Origin of the sequence: Myxococcus sp. CA023 (assembly GCF_010998615.1) — a bacterium.
Taxonomy (GTDB): Bacteria; Myxococcota; Myxococcia; order Myxococcales; family Myxococcaceae; genus Myxococcus.
Genome location: NZ_JAAEAH010000024.1, coordinates 19,312 through 38,442, shown reverse-complemented (window position 1 = coordinate 38,442; position 19,131 = coordinate 19,312). Strand labels below are relative to the sequence as shown.

At 69.2% G+C, this 19,131-nt stretch carries 20 protein-coding genes; 7 read left to right on the top strand and 13 right to left on the bottom strand.

From position 1 onward, the window contains the following. Positions 1 to 108 precede the first annotated feature (108 nt). Positions 109 to 711 carry a malonic semialdehyde reductase gene (locus F8M74_RS12820; RefSeq protein WP_141257063.1) on the top strand — a complete coding sequence of 201 codons (603 nt, stop codon included), beginning with the start codon at positions 109 to 111 and terminating at the stop codon, positions 709 to 711. A gap of 21 nt (positions 712 to 732) precedes the next feature. Here the strand turns inward: F8M74_RS12820 and F8M74_RS12815 are convergent, their stop codons facing one another. Both F8M74_RS12815 and F8M74_RS12810 read right to left on the bottom strand, forming a co-directional pair. Next, positions 733 to 1,503 (bottom strand): methyltransferase domain-containing protein, encoded by a 771-nt coding sequence (locus F8M74_RS12815; RefSeq protein ID WP_171410095.1) that lies wholly within the window; start codon positions 1,501 to 1,503, stop codon positions 733 to 735. A gap of 32 nt (positions 1,504 to 1,535) precedes the next feature. After that, positions 1,536 to 2,000, bottom strand: coding sequence for a thioesterase family protein (locus tag F8M74_RS12810; protein WP_140869255.1), 465 nt, complete (start codon positions 1,998 to 2,000; stop codon positions 1,536 to 1,538). A 185-nt stretch (positions 2,001 to 2,185) separates the two neighbouring features. Between F8M74_RS12810 and F8M74_RS12805 the strand changes: the two genes are divergently transcribed. Then, entirely contained in the window at positions 2,186 to 4,021 is a 1,836-nt protein-coding gene (locus F8M74_RS12805; RefSeq protein WP_141257060.1) for a metallophosphoesterase, read from the top strand. An 81-nt stretch (positions 4,022 to 4,102) separates the two neighbouring features. Further along, positions 4,103 to 4,819 (top strand): hypothetical protein, encoded by a 717-nt coding sequence (locus F8M74_RS12800; protein ID WP_141257059.1) that lies wholly within the window; start codon positions 4,103 to 4,105, stop codon positions 4,817 to 4,819. Positions 4,820 to 4,827: 8 nt separating this feature from the next. Here F8M74_RS12800 and F8M74_RS12795 read toward each other — a convergent pair whose 3' ends face one another. Continuing rightward, positions 4,828 to 6,264, bottom strand: coding sequence for a PLP-dependent aminotransferase family protein (locus tag F8M74_RS12795; protein WP_228559452.1), 1,437 nt, complete (start codon positions 6,262 to 6,264; stop codon positions 4,828 to 4,830). Positions 6,265 to 6,460: 196 nt separating this feature from the next. Here F8M74_RS12795 and F8M74_RS12790 point away from each other — a divergent pair, with 196 nt between their 5' ends. Beyond that, positions 6,461 to 6,802, top strand: a complete 342-nt coding sequence (locus F8M74_RS12790; RefSeq protein WP_216619666.1) for a DUF2917 domain-containing protein — start codon at positions 6,461 to 6,463, stop codon at positions 6,800 to 6,802. A 134-nt stretch (positions 6,803 to 6,936) separates the two neighbouring features. Further along, complete coding sequence (locus F8M74_RS12785) at positions 6,937 to 7,614, top strand: hypothetical protein (RefSeq protein WP_228559456.1); 678 nt, start codon at positions 6,937 to 6,939, stop codon at positions 7,612 to 7,614. A gap of 290 nt (positions 7,615 to 7,904) precedes the next feature. Here F8M74_RS12785 and F8M74_RS12780 read toward each other — a convergent pair whose 3' ends face one another. Then, the gene (locus F8M74_RS12780) at positions 7,905 to 8,894 is read right to left on the bottom strand and encodes a PD40 domain-containing protein (RefSeq protein ID WP_141257055.1); all 990 of its coding nucleotides are present in this window, start codon (positions 8,892 to 8,894) and stop codon (positions 7,905 to 7,907) included. A gap of 57 nt (positions 8,895 to 8,951) precedes the next feature. On the opposite strand from F8M74_RS12780, the gene F8M74_RS12775 reads away from it, so the two are divergent. Both F8M74_RS12775 and F8M74_RS12770 read left to right on the top strand, forming a co-directional pair. Then, positions 8,952 to 9,827 carry an AraC family transcriptional regulator gene (locus F8M74_RS12775; RefSeq protein WP_171410094.1) on the top strand — a complete coding sequence of 292 codons (876 nt, stop codon included), beginning with the start codon at positions 8,952 to 8,954 and terminating at the stop codon, positions 9,825 to 9,827. Positions 9,828 to 10,024: 197 nt separating this feature from the next. Beyond that, complete coding sequence (locus tag F8M74_RS12770; protein WP_171410093.1) at positions 10,025 to 10,741, top strand: class I SAM-dependent methyltransferase; 717 nt, start codon at positions 10,025 to 10,027, stop codon at positions 10,739 to 10,741. A 102-nt stretch (positions 10,742 to 10,843) separates the two neighbouring features. On the opposite strand, the gene F8M74_RS12765 is transcribed toward F8M74_RS12770, so the two are convergent. The 9 genes from F8M74_RS12765 to F8M74_RS12725 all read right to left on the bottom strand — a co-directional run bounded on the left by F8M74_RS12765 (position 10,844) and on the right by F8M74_RS12725 (position 19,055). Beyond that, positions 10,844 to 11,446 (bottom strand): hypothetical protein, encoded by a 603-nt coding sequence (locus tag F8M74_RS12765; protein WP_141257053.1) that lies wholly within the window; start codon positions 11,444 to 11,446, stop codon positions 10,844 to 10,846. A gap of 85 nt (positions 11,447 to 11,531) precedes the next feature. Continuing rightward, the gene (locus F8M74_RS12760; RefSeq protein ID WP_141257052.1) at positions 11,532 to 14,597 is read right to left on the bottom strand and encodes a serine/threonine-protein kinase; all 3,066 of its coding nucleotides are present in this window, start codon (positions 14,595 to 14,597) and stop codon (positions 11,532 to 11,534) included. Further along, positions 14,594 to 15,499: a transcriptional regulator gene (locus tag F8M74_RS12755; RefSeq protein WP_228559458.1), complete on the bottom strand. Its 906-nt coding sequence runs from the start codon at positions 15,497 to 15,499 to the stop codon at positions 14,594 to 14,596. The genes F8M74_RS12760 and F8M74_RS12755 overlap by 4 nt, the downstream gene beginning before the upstream one ends. 132 nt (positions 15,500 to 15,631) lie before the next feature. Next, positions 15,632 to 16,627, bottom strand: coding sequence for a type I methionyl aminopeptidase (gene map / locus F8M74_RS12750; protein WP_141257051.1), 996 nt, complete (start codon positions 16,625 to 16,627; stop codon positions 15,632 to 15,634). After that, a complete protein-coding gene (locus tag F8M74_RS12745; RefSeq protein ID WP_171410092.1) occupies positions 16,624 to 16,845 on the bottom strand; it encodes a hypothetical protein in 222 nt (73 codons plus the stop codon). Before F8M74_RS12745 ends, map begins: the two co-directional genes overlap by 4 nt. A 120-nt stretch (positions 16,846 to 16,965) precedes the next feature. Continuing rightward, positions 16,966 to 17,229 carry a TraR/DksA C4-type zinc finger protein gene (locus F8M74_RS12740; protein ID WP_141257050.1) on the bottom strand — a complete coding sequence of 88 codons (264 nt, stop codon included), beginning with the start codon at positions 17,227 to 17,229 and terminating at the stop codon, positions 16,966 to 16,968. 164 nt (positions 17,230 to 17,393) lie between these two features. Continuing rightward, the gene (locus F8M74_RS12735; RefSeq protein WP_228559460.1) at positions 17,394 to 18,041 is read right to left on the bottom strand and encodes an START domain-containing protein; all 648 of its coding nucleotides are present in this window, start codon (positions 18,039 to 18,041) and stop codon (positions 17,394 to 17,396) included. Between the two features lie 157 nt (positions 18,042 to 18,198). Next, complete coding sequence (locus F8M74_RS12730; protein WP_141257048.1) at positions 18,199 to 18,438, bottom strand: hypothetical protein; 240 nt, start codon at positions 18,436 to 18,438, stop codon at positions 18,199 to 18,201. Continuing rightward, positions 18,435 to 19,055 (bottom strand): hypothetical protein, encoded by a 621-nt coding sequence (locus F8M74_RS12725; protein WP_141257047.1) that lies wholly within the window; start codon positions 19,053 to 19,055, stop codon positions 18,435 to 18,437. Before F8M74_RS12725 ends, F8M74_RS12730 begins: the two co-directional genes overlap by 4 nt. Between the last annotated feature and the right edge of the window lie 76 nt (positions 19,056 to 19,131).

Genomic DNA, 19,131 nt, shown 5'->3' with positions numbered 1-19,131 from the left:
TACTTTTTGGAAGCAACTTGCACATTGGAAGTTAGCCCATTACCTGAAGAACCGTGGCGGTGGCCCATGAAGGTCACGCGCCGGATCACTCCAGGAAGGGACGCACCCATGGCAACGCAGCAGGCCGGCCTCGACGCCAACGCCCTCAACCAGCTCTTTCTCGACGCCCGCACCCACAACGCGTGGCTCGACAAGCCGGTGGCGGACGACGTCCTCCAGCAGCTCTACGCGCTCACTCGGATGGCGCCCACGGCGGCCAACTCGCAGCCGGTGCGCATCCTCTTCGTGAAGAGCCGCGAGGCGAAGGAGCGGCTCAAGCCCACCCTGTCCCCGGGCAACGTGGACAAGACGATGAACGCGCCGGTGACGGCCATCATCGCGTACGACACCGAGTTCTACGAGAAGATGCCCCAGCTCTTCCCCGCACGCGACATGAAGACGGGCTTCCTCGCCATTCCCGCAGAGGCCCGCGAGAAGACGGCCTACATGAACAGCTCGCTGCAGGGCGGCTACTTCATCCTCGCCGCGCGGGCGCTGGGCCTGGACTGCGGCCCCATGGCGGGCTTCGACAACGCGAAGGTGGACGCGGCGTTCTTCCCGGAGGGGAAGTGGAAGTCCAACTTCCTCATCAACCTCGGCTACGGTGACGCGGAGAAGCTCTTCCCGCGCAACCCGCGCCTGGACTTCAGCGAGGCGTGCCGCATCGAGTAGCGGCCCGCCTTCCCGCGGAACTCAGGCCCGCCGCGCCGTGAGGATGGGCTGATGGAAGCCCGTCTCCTCCGGCGTGTGCCAGCGCGTATCCATCAGCCCCGCACGTGTGAGCGCCCGCTCCAGGTCCACGCGCTGAAGCGCGCGGTACACGCCGGTGTGCTCGGTGGCCTGCCAGCCTTTGCCTTCGGGGCGGAGGATGAACTGGTGCACCGTGTACGTCCGTCCGTCCGCGGCCCAGTCCCAGATTTGAAAGAGGATGCGGCGGCCCTCGGGCGCCTCCAGTAGCCGCTCCGAGGTGAAGCGGGGCTGGCTCTGCACCAGCGCGTCGGCGTCGCGCACGCTCAACACCGCCAGCCCACCGGGAGCCAGCTTCGACGCCATGGCGCGCGCCGCCGCGTCCAGGTCCTCGTCCGTCAGCAGGTGCGTCACCGCGTTGTCCAGCGCCAGCACCACCGGGAAGGTGCCCTCCACCTGCGCGTCCAGCGTGCGCATGTCCGCCACGCCCGTGGTGAGGTGCACGTTCATCGCGCGAGCCTCGCGCTCGGCACGTGCCACGGCGGCCGGGCTCAAATCGGTGGCGTGGACGGTGTAGCCACGGCCCGCCAGTCCCAGCGCCTGGGTGCCGATGCCACACGCGCAGTCCAGCACACGCCGGGGCGGCGGCGCCTCGCAGCGGCGCAGCAGCGCGTCCAGCATGGCGCCCTGCCGCTCCACCACCTGCGGCCAGTTGGCGAAGAGCAGGTGGTACTCCTCGGCCATGCCCTCGTAGAACCCCAGCGCCAGGTCGCTCATGGACGGCGCGCCGTTCGAAAACCGCCGTTCACTCACGAGCTGAAGGAGCGCCCCTCGAGCGCCTCAATCGCCGCGCGGAGCTCCGCTGGCACGGGGACCTTCTCGTGGGTGGCGTAGCGCAGGGTGACGATGACACAGCTACCCCGGGTGTAGAGGACGCCGTCGTCTTCTCCGGCCACCGCGTGCTCCAGGGTGATGGACGACGTTCCGATGCGGGTGGCGCGGCAACCGGCCACCAGGCGCGTGGGGAAGAGGACGGGACGCAGGTACTCCGCGTTGGTGGCCTTCAGGATGGGCCCCACGCCGTCGCGGTTCGTCCGCTCGTCCCCTGCGCCGGACGGCCCCGTCAGGCCGATGCGCGCGAAGTAGTGGATGCGGGCGGTCTCGAACCAGGTGAACGTGCGCGTGTTGTTGGCGTGGCCGAAGGCGTCCATCTCCCCCCAGTGGAGAGGGAAGGAGACAACCACCGGGAAATCCTTGAGCGGCGAGTCCGGCATGTCCCCAGGGTGCCCCACCCGGCGGCCCCAGGGAACCTTGAACCGTGCCCGCCTGGCCTCCAGGCGAGGGCCATGGCCGTGGTAATCCAGGACAGCCATGCGTTCACGATTCCACACGTCCTCGCCCGCGGCCCCCGGGCTCGGCTTCACCGTCCTTTCCGGCCTCTTCCTGGAGCAGCCCGCTCATGGCCGCTGAACGCGAGCCGTTGGAGCCGCTGAAGCCGCCACGAGAGGACCTCCCCGCCGAGGACCTGCGTCCCTACGCTTTGTCCCCGCGCGAGGGCCTGCCGGTGTCGGACCAGAGCATGGCGGTGCATCCCCGGAAGCGGGCGGACATGGTGCGCTGGCTTCATCCCGCGCAGTTGCTGCGCACGGGCCTGGACGCGCTGGTGGCTGCAGTCTTCGGCGCGCGCGCGGACCAACGGCTCATCGAAGCGGTGGTGCGGCCGCAGGTGCCCTACTTCGACTATTCGCAGGAGCCGATGCCGGAGGGCGGATTCTGGCTGGACTACGTGTCGGACACCGGCGACGGCTGGAACTCCACCTACGCGGTGGCTCGGCTGCTGGCGCTGCCGGAGCTGACGCTGTCCGTGCAGGGCCAGTCCCACGCGGAGTCCCACGCCACACAGCGAGGACGGCTGCTCGTCCATGGCGGTGACGGCGTGTACCCCGGCGCCAGCCGCGAGGTGTACGACGAGCGGCTCGTCCAGCCCTATGAGGCGGCCATGCGGCGCTCGCATGCGCCCAACCCGGACCTGTTCGTGATTCCGGGCAACCATGACTGGTACGACGGGCTCGGCGCCTTCCTGCGGCTGTTCTGCGCGAACCGGTGGATTGCCGGCCGGCGCACGCGGCAGAGCCGCAGCTACTTCGCGCTGAAGCTGCCCCAGCGCTGGTGGCTCATCGGCACGGACGTGCAGCTCAACAGCGACATCGACGTGCCGCAGGTGGAGTACTTCCGCGAAGTGGCCAGCCACATGGGCCCCGACGACCGCATCATCCTCTGCAACGCGGAGCCCGCGTGGATTCTGGCCGCCACCGAGCGGCGCAAGGGCAGCTACCTGGAGAACAACCTGGAGTACCTCCAGGAGAAGGTGTTCGGCCGGCGCATCAACGTCTTCCTCGCCGGGGACCTGCACCACTACCGGCGGCACGAGGACGCCGGCGGGCGGCAGAAAATCACCGCGGGCGGTGGCGGCGCGTTCCTCCACCCCACGCACGCGCCCTCCGCCCACGTCCTGCGGGACGGCTACACCTTGCAGAAGAGCTTCCCGGACGAACGGACGTCCCGGAAGCTGGCCCGGCAGAACCTGCTCCTCATCCGCCACAGTCCGCTGTTCGGGTTGATGACCGGCATGCTGTACCTGCTGCTGGCGCTGGCGGCCTACGCGGAGGTGGGCTCGTTCGGGATGTCGCAGCTTTCCGAGGTCATCCTGGCGGTGGCCAACAGCATGGTGGCCCGGCCGTGGACGCTGGTGCTGGGCATGGCCACCATCGGCGGGCTCATCGGACTGGCAGACTCGGCCTTCGGCAAGTGGCGCACGCTTGCGGGCACGCTCCACGGGATTGGACACATCGCCGCGGCCTTCTTCGTGGCCTGGGGCGCCACCTACTTCACGGTGAGCGGCCTGGGCGTGTGCCCCGAGCTCGCCGCGGACGGCATCCACTGCGAGGCGGGCTGGTGGCACCTGGCGGGCAAGTTCCTGCTGTCCTCGGGCTTCACCTTCCTGGGCGGCTTCCTGGTGGGGCCCTTCGTCATGGGCCTGTACCTGTGGCTGAGCGTGAATCGCTTCGGCGCGCACTCCAACGAGGCCTTCATCTCGCTGGCGCTTCCGGACTGGAAGAACTTCCTCCGCATGCGCATCGGTGAAGACGGACGGCTCACCGTCTTCCCGGTGGGCATCGAGCGCGTGCCCCGCAAGTGGAAGGAGACCCACGCCGGTCCCTACGCGCCCGCGTTCGACCCGAATGACCCGAAGGCCACCGAGCCCGTCCTCATCGAACCCCCCATCCGTGTGTGAGCCGGGCCACCACCGGGCCCCCACCATCCCGGAAGCACCACAGCCATCCCCAGGCGTCCAAGTCCAGAGTAGACAGGGCTCATGAGCGCCCCTGTCTTCATCTACCTGACCCCGCCCGACGGACTCGTCCCCCTGTTGACGCCGGCGCGGCTCGCGGACTTCCGCGACTGGCTCTGGCGGGAGAACACGGAGCACCTGAACGCGGAGGACCTGGCCGACATTGAGTCGGACGAGGAGCTGATGGCCATCCTCGGCCTCGTGGACCACCTGCTCCAGCAGGGCGCCGAGTCCCTGAGCAAGCCCCCCACCCGCCACGCGGACGCGATGCAGGACCTGCTCGATGAGCTGTCCGACTACTTCACCCGCGAGGAACTGGGCATTCCAGAGGGAATGGAGCTGGCGACGAACCTCAAGCCCACCGACAAGCAAGTCCGCGCCTCGGACGTCGTCATCGGAGAGAACTGTCCCAAGCGGACGTTCGAGCTGTGGCGCCACCTCGTCTGGGGCCGGGCGCCGGACCGGACAGTGGCGGAGGGCATTGGCCTGCGACGCAACTTCCCCTCCATGGGCTACTGGACGGCCGCGGAGGTGCGGCAAGTGCGCGAAGACCTGCGCCAGCACCTGAGCGGGGCCCCTGACTACATGCCCATGCACGGCTGGGCCCGCTTCATGACGTCGCTCCGCCTGAAGCTGACACGGACCGGCCGGGCAGCAGCCCCCGCACCGGCGATTGAGGCCATCTCCCGCGCCGTGGACCGGGCGGTCCGAGAAGGCGCGGGGCTGCTGTTCGCGCGCTGAGCCCGACGTCAGGTCAGGCTGCGCGCCAGCGCCCCCAGCGTGGACATGGCCGCCTCGATGCGCGGCGTCCACGGGTGGCCACAGTTCAGCCGGAAGCAGTGGCGATATGAATCCATCCGCGCGGAGAAGATGGGCCCCGGGGCGATGCTGATGCCCGCCTCCAGGGCCTTCGCATTCAACGCCAGCGAGTCCACCTGCCGCGGCAGCTCCACCCAGAGCAGCGCGCCGCCCGAGGGCCGCGTCACGCGCGTGCCTTCGGGGAAGAACTCCGCCACGGCCTCGGCCATGCGCTCCACCTGCGCGGCGAGCCGGCGGCGCAAGGAACGCAGGTGCCTGTCATAGCCTCCATTTTGAAGGAAGCGCGCAATCGCATACTGGGGCACCGTGGCGGTCGTCACGGAGGTGGAGAACTTGAGCAGCTCCACCCGCTCCCGGAAGCGGCCCGGCGCCACGTAGCCCACGCGGAAGCCCGGCGCGAGCGTCTTCGAGAACGAGCTGCACAGCAGCACGTTGCCGCGCGTGTCGAATGCTTTGCATGAGCGCGGACGCTCGGCGCCGAAGTGCAGGTCGCCATAGATGTCGTCCTCGATGAGCGGCACGTCGTGAGCATCCAGCAGATTCACCAGCCGCTGGCGCCGCACGTCGGGCATGCAGCTGCCCACCGGGTTGCTGAAGCTGGGCACCGCCAGCACCGCGGCGATGCGCCGCCGCGTCAGCGCCGCCTCCAGCGCCTCCATCTGCATCCCGTTGCGTGGGCAGCTGGGAATCTCCAGCGCGCGCAGGCCCAGCGCCTCGATGGACTGCAGCGTTCCGTAGTACGCGGGGGACTCGATGGCGATGGCGTCTCCCGGGCGGGCCACCGCGAGCAGGCACAGGTGGATGGCCTCGGACGCGCCGAAGGTGGTGATGAAGTCGTCCGCGGACAGCGAGCAGCCCCAGTCCATGGAGCGGCGCGCGAGCTGCTGGCGCAGCTCCGGACACCCGGGCAGCGCGTCGTACTGGATGCTCCGGTCGCGCGATTCGCGACTGAGCGCGCTCAGCTCGCGGTACAGCCTGCGGACGGGCAGCAGCTCCGGCGCAGGCGAGGCGGCACCCAGCTTGACCATGCGGTCATCCCCCATGGACCGGTAGACGCTCGCGACGAGCCCGCTGACGGTGACAGCGGTGGCGCTGGACGCGGGCCGCGACACCTGGGGCTCCGCCAGCCGGGGCCGCTCACGGCGGCGCACGTAGTGGCCGGACTGGGGGCGTGTCTCGATGAGCCCCAGGGACTCCAGGTGCAGGTAGGCTTGGAGGACCGTGGAGATGCTTACCCGCTCGCGCAGGCTGAGCTGCCGCACGGACGGCAGTCTGTCTCCAGGCTGCAAGGTGCCCGCGGAAATGGCCTCCGCGAGCCGCTCGGCCACCTGCTCGTAGAGCTTTGCTTTGTGTGCCACCGCGCCCATGGCTCCTCCCAAGGTGAGCCGCATCCACCACGGCCGGTATCGGAGACGAGAGCGGGCCCGTTGCCCAGATACAGCTCCCATCGACGGCGACCGGCACAGTTCGTTGGAGTAGAACTGTACCGGTCACAATCTCACCCGACTGAATCTGTTCCGCAACCGCTCGGGGGCGCATGTTGGTGCCCTGGAGGACGCGGTGATGTGGGACTGGATGAGGACTGTGGTGAGCGGGCTGCGGTTCGAAGCAGCGCCAGCGCGGAACGTGGGCCCGGTTCACCTGGCCCAGGGCGCCTTGTGGAGCGAGCGCACCCGGAGCGGACATCCCCTGACGCTGACGTGTCGCGAAGGAATGCTGTGGCTCACCTGCGCAGGCGATGCGAAAGACTACGTGCTGCACCCCGGCGACACGCTGCGCATGGAGCGCTCCGGGCACGTGGTGGTGCAGGCACTGAAGCCCTCGCGCCTCTGCCTGATGCAGCGCACTCCGGTCCATACGCCGTGCACGCCTCCAGTGAGGAAGCATGAGGCGCCTGTCCGATAGTCGGTGCCATGCCCGGCCTTGCTATCGTCCGCGCCATGCCCAGCCTCCCTGACTGTCGCCGCCTCGCCTCGGTCCTCACGCTCGTGTCTTCGCTCCTCACCGCCCAGGCCGCGGAGGTCTCCCCGGCGGAACGGGTGGAGACCTCGCCGGGCCTGTCACCTGATGCCGTGCGACGCGCCTTCGACAGCCAACGCCAGACGCTCGCGTCCTGCATGCGCCTGGTCTCCATCCAGCACGGGAAGGACAAGGCCCCTCATTCGTTTGAGTTCGTTCCCTGGAAGGCCGGACCCGACACGGATGATCGCATCCGGGTGCGACTCACCCTGGCGCCAGATGGCAAGGTCCAGACAGAAGAAAGGCAGACAGAGGCCTTGAGCGTGCGGTCGATGTTCCTCGATACCGGCTGCGTGGAAGAGAGGGTGAAGACCTGGTCCTTCCCGACCTTTCCAGGGAACCATGACGAGCGGGTGCAGGTGGAACTGTGGGCGCGATTCCGGACCACAGAGGCGGAACGGACGGCGGCAGCCACCCGGTTGCGTGAGTTCTACGGCGACTTCTGCAAGGCCCTTTCCGCATTGAAAGTCACTCAGCAGCCTCAGGCAGGCAAGGAGTGGCGCGCCACCATCAAACGCTTCCTCGCCGAGCACGGCGCGCGCGTCGACCCACGCATCGGCACGGCCATGCAGGCGGTCGGAGACATCGCGGGCCACGATGTGCCAGTCGCCATCTCGATTTATGAGAGCAGCATGGAAGAGTCGCTCGCCACGACCATTGCATGCCCGAAGCTCCGCGCCTGGGTGAAGGAGGGGTGAGCCCAGGCCGGCCCCCTCCTCGCCGGCTCGCTCAGAGCACTTCGCGCAGATTGCCCTCCACGATGCGCGTCAACTGCGTCACGCGCTTGTGGAGCCAGAACCCGAAGGGCTGGATGCGCTCGGGCTTCGTCATCCTGGGCAGCTTCTGCGTCGCCGCCGTTGAGCTCCTGTAGGCGCTTCCAGTCGAACATGCGCACCCTCTCGCATGGGCGGATGAGGGTCAACGGAAGCACCGTCTCAACGGCCCGAGCCGCGCGCGCAGCCGACCAGGGCGTGTTCCGCTGCCGGATTCACAACCCCAGCGCGCTCATGGGGATGCGGTACATGTCCCCCGTGCCGCGGCCGATGCCCTGGACGGCGCTGTCATCCCTTGGCGCATCGAAACGTGCCCCCACGTCGCCCGTGAAGGGGCGCGTACTGCTGAAGTAGAGCCACTTTCCATCAGGGGAGACGCTGTGGTTGTAGTCGCTCGCGGGCGTGTTGATGCCCTCGCAGAGCCGGCGTGCAGGCGTCCATGCGCCATCCACATTGCGGCTGAGGAACAAGTCGTATCCGCCCAGTCCGTCTTCCCGCCGCAGTGCGCTGAAGATGAGGTAGCTCTCATCAGGCGCAATCCATGGCTCGAGCTCATGGACCGACGAGTTGATGCTGGGCCCCAGGTTCTCTGGCGGCTGGTAGGCGCCGTCGACCCAGCGGGAGACCCAGAGGTCGCTGCCACCCAGTGTGCCGTCTCGCTCACCCCCGAAGTAGAGATTGCCATTGGCGGCCACGGCCGGTGACCACTCGTCGCGGTGCTTGTCGTTGACGGGGGCTGGAAGGCGTCGCGCGTCCTCCCATGCTCCGTCGGCGTCCAGCGACGCGGCCCAGATGTCATACGAGCTTCGGGGGCCTTGCTCCCCAGGCTCGGGACGGTTCGAGATGAAGTACACCGTGCGCCCGTCGGGCGAAAGGTGTGGGTCCGCGTTGCTCCACTCGGTGGCGAAGCGCGGGAGCACCGGACGGGACCAGTGCCCTTCATCAGTCAGTTGCGTTTCGTAGAGCGTATATTGCTGGAACTGGTCATCTGCCCTTCCAAAGAGCACGCGTCGCTGGTCTGGAGAGAAGGCCATGAAGAAGTCCCAGGCCCCGGTGGTGAAGAGCCCCGCGCCGTAGAGTTCGGGCGTGCAGGTGCCCCCGTGATTCTCCAGTGCCTCCGCGGGCCGTCCACCGTGTGCGCCACAACCCAGCTCCCAGAGCGTCATCATCAAGAGCACGCCTCGCATCGACGACATCCCCGCCATGTACGGCTCCTCCTGGACATTGCTTCAGCACCACGGCGGTCGGGATAGCATCGGCCCATGAGGCGAAACTTTGGGAATGTTGCGGTGCTTCCCGAGCGGGCTCCCGGCTATCACGCGCTCAGCACGGGCGAGGCCTTCGACATCAGTGACTGTGTCTGTCGAGCAGGCACCCGCAGCCCCATCTTCGGCGGCGAGCACGCTCGGGTCTGCATCAGTGTCGTGCTGTCCGGCGTGTTCCATGTCCGGAGCCCCGAGGGGGCCGCGGTAGTGGGGCCGGGCGCGCTGCTGCTCGGGAACCGGTCGGCGCCCTATGAGTTCAGGCACGTCGATGATGGAGGAGACCGCTCGCTCGTCATCGAGTGCTCCGACGCGCTGCTGGACGATGCCCTCCGCTCGCTGGGGCGTTCCAATCGAGGAACGCGCCCCTTCGCGCGCGTCTGCGCTCCGGCGTCGCTCACGTCGGTGAACGCCGTCCTCCTGGCGCGACAAGCACTCGAGAGTGGCCAGGTGGAGGACCTGCGAGAGGCGGCACTGGCGGTCGTGGACGCAGGGGTGACGCTGGGAGGCGACGCGCCGGAGACACGGGTGGAGGTCTCCGACGTTCAGGCGCGCAGAGTGGCCCGGGTCCTGCGGTATCTCGAATCAAAGTTCATGGAGGACTGCTCGCTGGACACGCTCGCGGACATCGCGGGGCTCACGAGCTTTCACTTCCTGCGCATGTTCCGAGCCGTGACAGGACAGACGCCCCGCCAGTTCGTCATCGCCACGCGACTGGGCATGGCGGCCTCGGCGCTGCGCGGCAGCCGTGCGCGCATCACCGATGTCGCCCTGGATGCCGGCTTCGGGGACCTGTCCCACTTCACGACGAGCTTCACGCGCGCATTCGGTCTCTCACCTCGCGCCTACCGCGCTCGCGCGCGCCAACACGCCTGACCGCAGTGGTATGCGCGGCTCACGTTCACCATGGGGGAACCCCTTGCGAAGCGAAACGCGCCGCCGCCCTCACTCACTTGGATAGCAGCCGTGGGACGGACCTGTGCTTCCGCCGATCCCACCTGAATCCCCGCCCTCCCATTCACCCGAGCCAGAACGCATTCTCGAAGCCGACTACGACTTTCCGAGGACCTCTCATGGCTCACGACCACCACCATCCCGCCCACCACATCGTTCCAGGATTTGGCGCGGACCGCGCCGCTCACTACGACGCCCAGGCGTCCGTCGCGCTCGCGGGCACCCAGGCCCTGTATGAACTCGGCGTCAGCACGCTGACGGCCCAGCTCGACGGCCAGGACGCGGCCTCGCTGCTCTTCGTGGGAGTGGGCACGGGTGCGGAGTTGATGCCCTACACCCGCTTCGACGTCCCCGGCTGGCGCTTCACGGGCGTGGACCCCTCCGACGCCATGCTCGACGTCGCGCGAAAGCGCCTGGAAGCGGAAGGCCTGCTCTCGCGCACGCACCTGCACCATGGCGAGCTACACACGCTCCCCTCCGGCCCCCTCTTCGATGGCGCGCAGATGATGGGCGTCCTCCACCACGTGGAGGGTGAAGCAGCCCGCCTCGATTTGCTCCGCGAAGTCGCCCGGCGGCTCAAGCCCGGAGCCCCCCTGGTCGTGGGCTGCCGCATCGGCATGGACCCCGAGCTGTTGAACGTGGAGCTCCGGCGATGGCGGGCCTATGGCACCCCACGGGAGGAACTGGAGCGCCGGCGCGAGCGCTTCATGGCGCTGCGGCCCATCGAATCCGATGCCGGCCTGTTCGCGATGCTCGCCAAAGCAGGACTGGTCGCGCCGAAGCCGATCTTCGTGTCGCTTCAGTTCAAGGTGTTCCTGGCGCGATACGCGCCCTGAGAGCGACCGCCGAACCCGGAGCGCACAGCCGGAGGAGTCCGACCGCGCGCGTCCACGGACTCACGCCACGGAGGAGGAGCTCTTGAGAATGAGCCCCGGTGCTCACCCGCTGCAGCTCTGCTGCCCCGTCATGGGCCTGTTCGTCGTCGTGGCACAGGAGCAGAGGCCACCCCGGCACTTGAACGAGGCGCTCTCCTCACACAGGTCATTCACCCGCTTCCAGCGGAGGATGGTCCCCCGCGAGTCGTCCTGGTCCTGGGTAAAGAGCTCGTCGCCCCGGACCGCGAAGGCATGGACCTCGGTGACGAGGTTGTCCAGCGGCCCCTCGCTGTAGTCATCGCATGAGGAGGCCCGGGTCAGCTCCAGCTTCCCGTTGCTCACCTTCCAGGTGCCCAGGTAGTTGTTCCAGCTTCCCCCCAGGAGGATGACGGAGCTGCCACGGAGGACCATCGCCGCGTCGTAGCCGTTGCCCTGCTCGACGCGGTAGGTGCCCTCCCGGAGGGTGCCCCCCGTCAGCTGCGGTGCGTTCGTCACCTCGTTGGGGTCCGCGCTCCACGTCGTGCACCACCCCACCGCGGAGCACTGGAGCGCATTGCCTCCGCCGCCGCCTCCTCCTTCACCGTCTTTGTCGTCTTCCTTGGAGTCACCACACGCCACAGCGAGGAGTGAGAGCGACAGCACCAACGCACGCGTCAGGTTCTTCATCGGAACTTCCCGGAAAATGGTTCATGGGGATTTGCCCCCCACAAAGAGACATCCCGGGAGCCATCGTTGCGTCGAAATCGGACGGCTAGCGCGGACAGCGGTCCTTTTCGGCGCGAGCCTCGGCGACTTCACCGGGGTAGGCCTTGCGCCAGGGCTCCCACTCCAGCCACGCCCTGCGCGCCTCCTGACACGCCTCGTCAGACGCCCCGGACAGACGCAAGGCTTGGGCGAGCCGCCGCCGCGCCAGGGGAACCCGCGCGGACGCCACCTGTTCGCTCGCGAGCGCCGCCAGCGCCGTCCTCAAGGGCGCCACCGCTTCCGCTGGCGCGCGCCCCGCCAGATGGATGTCGCCCAGCAGCACCAGCGCCTTGATGCGCTCCGGCGCCACCGGCCCCCAGTCCCGCTCCAGCCTCGCGAGCGCCCGCTCCGCGTGGCCCCGAGCCTCCTCGACGCGACCCAGGAACAGCAGGGCATCCGCGAGCCAGCGCAGCCCCTCCCCCTCCAGCTCACCGCGCGCCAGCAACGACTCCTGGAGCACGACGCCACGCGCATGGAAGCCCTGGGCCTCCTTCGTGCGCCCCAGCAACCGCAACAGCCGCCCCACCTCGTGCAGGTCCAGCGCGACCTCCGGATGCGTGGCGCCGTACACGCGCTCACGGTGGGCCAGGCTGCGCCGGGCCTGCTCCAGCTCGGCCTCGCGCTCGCCCAGTTCGCCCAGCACCCCCGTCCGGTTCGACGTCATGCCCATGAGCACCGCGTCCGCGCCTTCCGGCGGCACGCTCTTGCGAGCGACCGCGAGGCTCTGCTCGGCCGCGCGCAGCGCCTCCGGCCCCCGCCCCCACTCGAAATAGATGACGGCCAGGTTGGACAACGTGCGCGCCACCACGAGGTGTTCCTCGCCCAGGCTGCGGCGGAGGCTGGCCAGCGCCCGCTGCAGGACGGCCTCCGCGCGGGCCAGCTCCCCCGCGTGTGCCAGCGTGCCGCCCAGGTTCACCAGGGCCCGGGCGGTGTCGCGGTGGTCGGGGCCATGCAAGTCCTCCTGAAGCCGCAGCGCCTCTTCCTGCCAGCGCTTCGCCTCCAGGAGCCGGCCCTGATGACGGGCCAGCAAACCCAGACGCCCATTGAGTTCCGCGCGGGCAGCGGCATGGGAGACGCCCTTCGCCGTGACACGGTCCAGCGCCTCGCGCAGCAGTGGCTCCGCCTCGGAGAAACGTCCCTCCTGCTCGAACAACTCGGCGCGCACATAGTTCAACAGCGCGTCGAACTCGGGGTCGCGCAGCGGCTCAGCCACCGCCTGAGCGCGGTTCAGATAGGCCCAGGCCTCCTGTGTCCGTCCCAGGTCATGGCCGCTCAACCACGCCTGGGCATAGAGCACCCGGGCCAGCACGGCATGATGGCGCCCCGCCTCCGCGGCGAGGCCGGCCTGGACGAGCGAGGCTCGCGCGTCCTCGAACGCACTGGCGTCTTCCTGGAGCGTGGCGCACAGCAGATAGGCCTCCGCCTCCAGCGGACGGTAGCGCGTGCGCACGGCCCGCTCCCGTGCCGCCAGCGCCACCTTCAACGCCTCCGGCGTATGGCCCGCGAACAGCCCCGCGTTCGCCCGGGCCAACTCCGCCCGGACCGCCGTTACCTCCACCAGCACGGCGGGGTCCTCCGGAGGCGCCACGGCCTCCAGCAACGTCCTCACGTCCGAGCAGCGCCGCAGGCTCGCCAGCGAGCCCCCCAGCCCGAAGCCGCGCGCCACGGTGCGGGCATCCGCCTCCTGGAGCGCCGCCACCACGCGGGTCACCTCTTCCAGCCGCTCGTCGAGGCAGGCCATGCGCAGGCCCAGGACCTGGTCTGGCTGCTCGCCCCAGACCCGCGTGGCCTCGCAGGCCTCCTGGTGCGCGTGCGTCCAGTCCAGCTTCCAGCGCTCCAGCGCCGCCGCCACCGCAGAGAAGGACGCTTCCGCGTCCGGGGCGCTCGTGGCCAGGAAGGCCCGCCGGGTGGCCTCCCGCGTCTCCGCATCCCAGACGCCCGCGAAGTGCCGCTCACTGCCCTGGCACAGCGCTTGAGGCGGCTGCCTGGAGAGCAGCCCGAACACAGCCAGCCCCGTCAGGACCGCGCCCAGCATCACCAGGGACACCGTGCGCCATCGCGCCCCCGGGTCCCGGGACAACCGCGCACGCAGCGCCTCCATGGAGGAGAACCGCTCCGCGGGGTCGGCGGAGAGCCCGCGCCGGACGACGGCCCGCAGCCACGCGGGGACACCGGCGCGTTCCGGCCGCACGGCCTTCCGCGCCACCTGCTCCAGCAAGGCCTCACGCGTCTTTCCCTCGAAGGGACGCTGGCCGTTGAGTGCCTCATAGAGCGCGACACAGAAGGAGAACTGGTCCGAACGGGCATCACCGCGCTCGCCACGGAGTTGCTCGGGCGCGCTGTAGGCCAGCGTGCCCAGCAAGGTCCCCGTGACGGTGAGGGACGCCGGAGACACCGGGCCGGGAGCCGCCGTTCCAGGCACCAGGGTCGCGTTGGCCAGACCGAAGTCGGTGATGCGGACGAGGCCGCCCTTCGTCAGCAAGACATTGTCCGGCTTGAAGTCCCGGTGGACGATGCCCAGCGCGTGCGACGCGGCGAGTCCATCCGCCGCCTGCCGGAAGCGCTCGAGCACCTCCCTCAGCGGGCGCGGTTGCTCCGTCAGCCAGCGCCGCAGCGTGCCGCCCTCCAGGAACTCCATCACCAGGAAGAGCTGTCCCTGGTACTCGCCCACGTCATGAAGGCTGGCGATGTGCGGGTGGGACAGCTTCGCCATGGTGCGGGCCTCGCGCTCCAGACGTTGCCGCGCCAGGGCCAGTGAGTCCTCATGGAAACGCTCCGGCTTGAGCAGCTTCAGCGCCACCTTGCGGTCCAGCTCGGGGTCATACGCGACATGAACCCGGCCCATGCCGCCCTCGCCTAGCAGCCCCAGCACCACGTAGCGCCCCACCCGCGTGCCCGTGGCGAGCGGCCCCACCTCCGCGAAGGAGGTCCGCGCCTCATTCGGGCTCAGCGCGGCGAGCACGCTCCGGCACTCGGCGCAGCCGGCGACGTGGGACCGCACCTGTTGCTCACGCTCGGAGGAGAGCTGGCCTTCCAGGTGACGCGCGAGGTCGTTCTCGTCTGGGCAGCTCATTCCTTCGCCGCCAGGAGTCCGGACAGGCTCACGTCGAGACGGCCATGAACGGCCCGCATCATGCTGTCCAACTCCTCCTGGGAGAGCGACAGCCGCTCCGTCAGCCCCTCGTGCGTGCGCGTCTCCAGCAGCGCCTTCACCCCGGACAGCCGCCGGGACAGGGTGGACTTGTGCACGCCGTAGAGTTCCCCCATGCGAGCCAGCGACAGATGCTCGACGAAGTGGAGACGAAGCAACTCCCGGTCCTCGTCATCCAGGGAGGCCACCGCCTGGACGAAGGCGGCGCGCACGTGCGAGCGGGCCTCCTCGCGAACCAGCCCCAGCTCCAGCCCGCCTTGCGCGGGGTCCGCGGCCAGCATCTCCGCGTCCACCCGTGCCTCCTGCCCCTGGGCCTTTCGCATCCGGAGCGCGAGGCGCACCGCGGAGATGTTGACCCAGTGCAACAACGACCCCACGCCCGCATAGCCAAGGAGCCGGGGCGGCGAGTCGGGGCGAGGCATCAGCAGATTTCCCCGGAGCGCCTGAAGCACTTCATCCACGAACGTGGGCGAGGAATGAAGCCGTGCGAGCGAGCCATGCAGCTTGCGCAGGACCTGCGCTTCGAAGAGGTCCGCCGCCCCCGGCGTCCCTTGAGCGCAGGCGAGCGCAAGGGCAAGGTCCCTTGCGTGCAAACGTTCCAGCGCGACGACAGGGTCCTCCGCCTCGGAGAGCCGTGCCCCCAGGTGCCGCGCGAACACCAGGGGCTCGGGGGCCGCGCACTGAAGGGAGGCCGCCTCACGCAGGGCCAGGGCGAGCGCCCGCGGTGCCTCCGGCGCGGCGCGCAAGCGGCCCGCGGCGGCGGTGCCCATCGAACGAAGAACCGTCTCGAGAATCTCCTCGGGAAGAGCGCTGTCCGTACGCATGAGATGGTGATTTCCGTGGCGATGAGGCCACATCCCCCTCCCCGGAATCTCTAGCACGAATGCCTGAGCGGACTCCCGGTCCTCTGAGCGGCGCGCACGGCCGGAGGAGTCCGGCCGCGCGCGTCCACGGGCTCACGCCACGGTGAGGATTTCCGCGCCCTGCTCGGTGACGAGCAGGGTGTGCTCGAACTGGGCGCTGCGGGTGCCGTCGGCGGTGACGGCGGTCCACTCGTCATCCCAGGTGCGGTGACCCCAGCCGCCCAGGTTGATCATCGGCTCGACGGTGAAAATCATGCCGGGCTGCATGACGGTGTCGGCCTCGGCCTCGTAGTAGTGCGGCACCTGGAGCGAGGTGTGGAACGTCTCGCCGATGCCGTGGCCGCAGTAGGCGCGCACCACGCTCATGCCGTGCTGGGTGGCATGCGTCTCAATCGCGCGGCCGATGTCACTGATGGGCCGGCCCGGCTTCACCGCGGCGATGCCCTGCTCCAGGCACTCGCGCGTCACGCGCACCAACCGCTGGCTCTCCTCGTCCACGTTGCCCACGAAGTACGTCGCCGAGCAGTCACCGTGCACACCATCCAGGTAGATGGTGACGTCCAGGTTGATGATGTCGCCGTCCTCCAGCGCCCGGCTGTCCGGGATGCCGTGGCAGATGACCTCGTTGACGGACGTGCAGAGCGACTTCGGATAGCGGTGGTAGTTGAGCGTACTGGGGTACCCGCCCCGCTTGATGTAGGCCTCGTGGGTAATCGCATCCAGTTCGTCCGTGGTGATGCCCGGACGCACGTGGGAGGCCACCTCCTGCAGCACCTCGGCGGCGGCCTTGCACGCCTTGCGCATGCGGGCGATGACGTCCGGCGTCTTGATGTCGGAGCCCGCGTCCTTGCGCGACGGACGCCCCGTCAGCGCGTAGTCCGGACGGGGGATGTGGAGCGGCACCTCGCGGCGCGGGCTGATGACGCCCGGGCGGATGCCCTTGCGGAGCACGTCCGGGCCCTTCTTGCGCGCCTCGGCGGCGTCCGCGCCGCGGTGGCACTTCTTGTACTTGGTGCCACTGCCACACCAGCAGGTGTCGTTGGGGCCCGGAAGCACGGCGGGCGGGGTACGGGGAACAGCGGTAGTCATGACTCACCTCCAGCGCGGAGCTGCTCGGGCTTACGGGCGCGCATCCAGCGCACCACCTGGGGACGAAGCCAAAGCCGGGGCCGCCCCGTGCCCAGGTCCAGGACGGGCCGGGGCATGTCGGGATAGCGGCGCAGGTAGGTGCTGACGCTGTTGGCGTGGCGCAGGCGCAGCAACCCGGCCACCGCCTGAGCGTCAATCAGGTCTTCGGTCTTCACCATGGGACACATTTCGGGCGTGTCTATACCCCTAGACATGCACCCATGCACGGCTTCTTTCCCAGACGGGACGGCGGCACTGCTCGCCAGGCGACGCCGCCCGCCCGGGCAGGGAGCGGGCCTTCAGCGCGCCAGCGCGGCGCACGTCAAACAGTGCCGGGCCTCTGGAACGGCGCGCAGCCGGTGCCGGCCAATGGCCCCACCGCAGCGCGCGCACCGGCCGAACTCACCATGAGCGATGCGCGCCAGCGCCTCCTCGATGTCCCGCAACTCCTGCTCCTCCGCCTGGGTGAAGGACAGCCCCCCCACCCCTGACGAGGCCCGAGCGCGCAGCCGGTGGCTGCGTTGCCGCAATGCTTCCTGGGCCTCCCGAGCCAGCAGCTCCATGTTCGTCTCCCACTTCGGCCACCCCGGCCACTCCGGACCCGCGGCCCAGCAGGAGATTATGCTTTCAGGAAGCGTGCCTTGCGGTGCGCGGCGCTACAGCCCTGAAAACGCGCAAGGCTTGCGCACCCCGGCCAGAGCCCTGCATCGGTTGCGGCGCACCGGCGTCACTCCGCTCGTGCCCGGGATTCGGCGCGTTCCCGGGCGCGCTTCTCCACCGCGCGGAACGTGTCCTCCACGGCGTCCTTCTGCCCCATGCGCGCCAGGAAGCCAGGAATGGAGCCGGCCGGGTCCACGGTGAAGCGGTACACGGCATGGGACTTCCCTTCGCCTCGTGGCTCCACGCGCCAGCTCCCCTCGTTGAGCCGGATGCGCACCGTGCCGCGCCGCTGGGGAATGGCATCCGGCGTCGCCTGCCAGCGCTGCGAGAACACACCCGAGCCGTCCTCCGCCAGCTTGGACTCCAACACCACGTTGCAGATGTAGTCGCGCGAGGACACCACCGGCAGGTCCAGCTTCGTGTACGTGAGCTGCCCCTCGTCCGGCAGGTCCTTCAGGATGCGGGACTCCTTCACATACGGCATCCAGCGCCGGTAGGCGTCCACGTCCCGCAGCACCGCCTGGACATCCGCGGCGCTCGCGGCCAGCTCGCCCTCCGCCCACACGTCCTTGGCCTCGGAGCCCGGACGCGCGCGGACCTTCACCACGTAAGGCTTCTCCGCCACCGTCTTCCACGCCTCTTCCGCGTGGGCCGCTCCGGCGGCGAGCCCCAGCACACAGGCGGACAGGGCCGCACCACTCCACGACATCTTCATGCAAGCATCCTTCGCGGCTCGGGCCGGATGTGACGTCACGTCAGCATCCGACACCCAGGCGCGGCGGCGCATTCACGAATGCGCAACGGGCCCACGCCCGCACCGCCCCCGAGCCACCTTCCGAAGGTGGCCCGGGGCGGCAATCCCACGCCGCGCCCTACGGCACGCGGACGGCCCGCCCACCGAACGCCGGGCTGGCCATGACATCCATCGCCAGACGGTCCGCGTAGGGGCGGCCCAGCCGGCCGTAGGCCTCGACTTCCTGCGCGGTGAGCACCACCCGCACCGTGAACTGGGCGATGCCCCCCACCACCACGTCGAGGAAGAGCACCCCCTCCGCCGAGCGCACCAACCGGTACATCAGCGGGCTCTGGATGAGGACCTGCTCCTCGCTCACGGAATCTCCGTCACCGCCGCCTGGGAGACGGGCGCGTCGATGACCATCAGCTCCGGCACGCCGCCAGAGGTGTAGCCACCGAACTTGAAGCAGTCCGTGTCCTCCTCGCTGGTGCACTTCCACACGCCCGGGTCGCTGTCCACGGGCAGGCGCACGCACACGCCGGTGGCCGCCAGGTCCAGCGTCATCATCCGCAGCGGGCCTTCGAAGTTCTTCGCCGGCAGGCCCAGCGCCTGGCCAATCACCGCCGGGTCATGCGCGCCGTTCACCATCGACTTCTCGACGGCGCCCTGGATGGTCTCCGACGGCGCGGCGAACAGGTAACAACCACTGTCATTGCAGCGGCCAAAGTTCTGCGCGTTCGGCTTCACCACGAAGTTCTGGTACGCGGCGTCCGTCATCAGCCACGACACCTTCTTGCCAGGGAAGTTCTTCGCCAGGTGCTGCTCCACGCTCCACGGGCTGGCGCGCTCATCGGCCTCGCGGGAGATTTGCGCCTGCTGCGCATCACAAGCCTGCGGCTGCGTCGGGGTGGGGGTGACGCTGCCGCCTCCCGTGTGCTTGCAGCCGGACAGCAGGAAGACACCAAGGAGCAGGCTCCGAATCGTCCACGTCATGGGTAGACCTCCAGATAGGGAAGGAGTGAAAGAGGTGGCGGAACCTACCTCCTGTCGGCCCATGGATAGTTGTCAT

What these genes read in the sequence shown, in the direction of transcription:
- F8M74_RS12740 (WP_141257050.1), bottom strand. Translation starts at nt 17,229, where the DNA reads ATGGAGCTGCTGGCTCGGGAGGCCCAGGAAGCATTGCGGCAACGCAGC.
- F8M74_RS12725 (WP_141257047.1), bottom strand. Translation starts at nt 19,055, where the DNA reads ATGACGTGGACGATTCGGAGCCTGCTCCTTGGTGTCTTCCTGCTGTCC.
- F8M74_RS12780 (WP_141257055.1), bottom strand. Translation starts at nt 8,894, where the DNA reads ATGGCGGGGATGTCGTCGATGCGAGGCGTGCTCTTGATGATGACGCTC.
- F8M74_RS12775 (WP_171410094.1), top strand. Translation starts at nt 8,952, where the DNA reads ATGAGGCGAAACTTTGGGAATGTTGCGGTGCTTCCCGAGCGGGCTCCC.
- F8M74_RS12790 (WP_216619666.1), top strand. Translation starts at nt 6,461, where the DNA reads ATGTGGGACTGGATGAGGACTGTGGTGAGCGGGCTGCGGTTCGAAGCA.
- F8M74_RS12765 (WP_141257053.1), bottom strand. Translation starts at nt 11,446, where the DNA reads ATGAAGAACCTGACGCGTGCGTTGGTGCTGTCGCTCTCACTCCTCGCT.
- F8M74_RS12735 (WP_228559460.1), bottom strand. Translation starts at nt 18,041, where the DNA reads ATGAAGATGTCGTGGAGTGGTGCGGCCCTGTCCGCCTGTGTGCTGGGG.
- F8M74_RS12795 (WP_228559452.1), bottom strand. Translation starts at nt 6,264, where the DNA reads ATGGGCGCGGTGGCACACAAAGCAAAGCTCTACGAGCAGGTGGCCGAG.
- F8M74_RS12805 (WP_141257060.1), top strand. Translation starts at nt 2,186, where the DNA reads ATGGCCGCTGAACGCGAGCCGTTGGAGCCGCTGAAGCCGCCACGAGAG.
- F8M74_RS12815 (WP_171410095.1), bottom strand. Translation starts at nt 1,503, where the DNA reads ATGAGCGACCTGGCGCTGGGGTTCTACGAGGGCATGGCCGAGGAGTAC.
- F8M74_RS12745 (WP_171410092.1), bottom strand. Translation starts at nt 16,845, where the DNA reads ATGGTGAAGACCGAAGACCTGATTGACGCTCAGGCGGTGGCCGGGTTG.
- F8M74_RS12770 (WP_171410093.1), top strand. Translation starts at nt 10,025, where the DNA reads ATGGCTCACGACCACCACCATCCCGCCCACCACATCGTTCCAGGATTT.
- map (WP_141257051.1), bottom strand. Translation starts at nt 16,627, where the DNA reads ATGACTACCGCTGTTCCCCGTACCCCGCCCGCCGTGCTTCCGGGCCCC.
- F8M74_RS12760 (WP_141257052.1), bottom strand. Translation starts at nt 14,597, where the DNA reads ATGAGCTGCCCAGACGAGAACGACCTCGCGCGTCACCTGGAAGGCCAG.
- F8M74_RS12755 (WP_228559458.1), bottom strand. Translation starts at nt 15,499, where the DNA reads ATGCGTACGGACAGCGCTCTTCCCGAGGAGATTCTCGAGACGGTTCTT.
- F8M74_RS12820 (WP_141257063.1), top strand. Translation starts at nt 109, where the DNA reads ATGGCAACGCAGCAGGCCGGCCTCGACGCCAACGCCCTCAACCAGCTC.
- F8M74_RS12800 (WP_141257059.1), top strand. Translation starts at nt 4,103, where the DNA reads ATGAGCGCCCCTGTCTTCATCTACCTGACCCCGCCCGACGGACTCGTC.
- F8M74_RS12810 (WP_140869255.1), bottom strand. Translation starts at nt 2,000, where the DNA reads ATGCCGGACTCGCCGCTCAAGGATTTCCCGGTGGTTGTCTCCTTCCCT.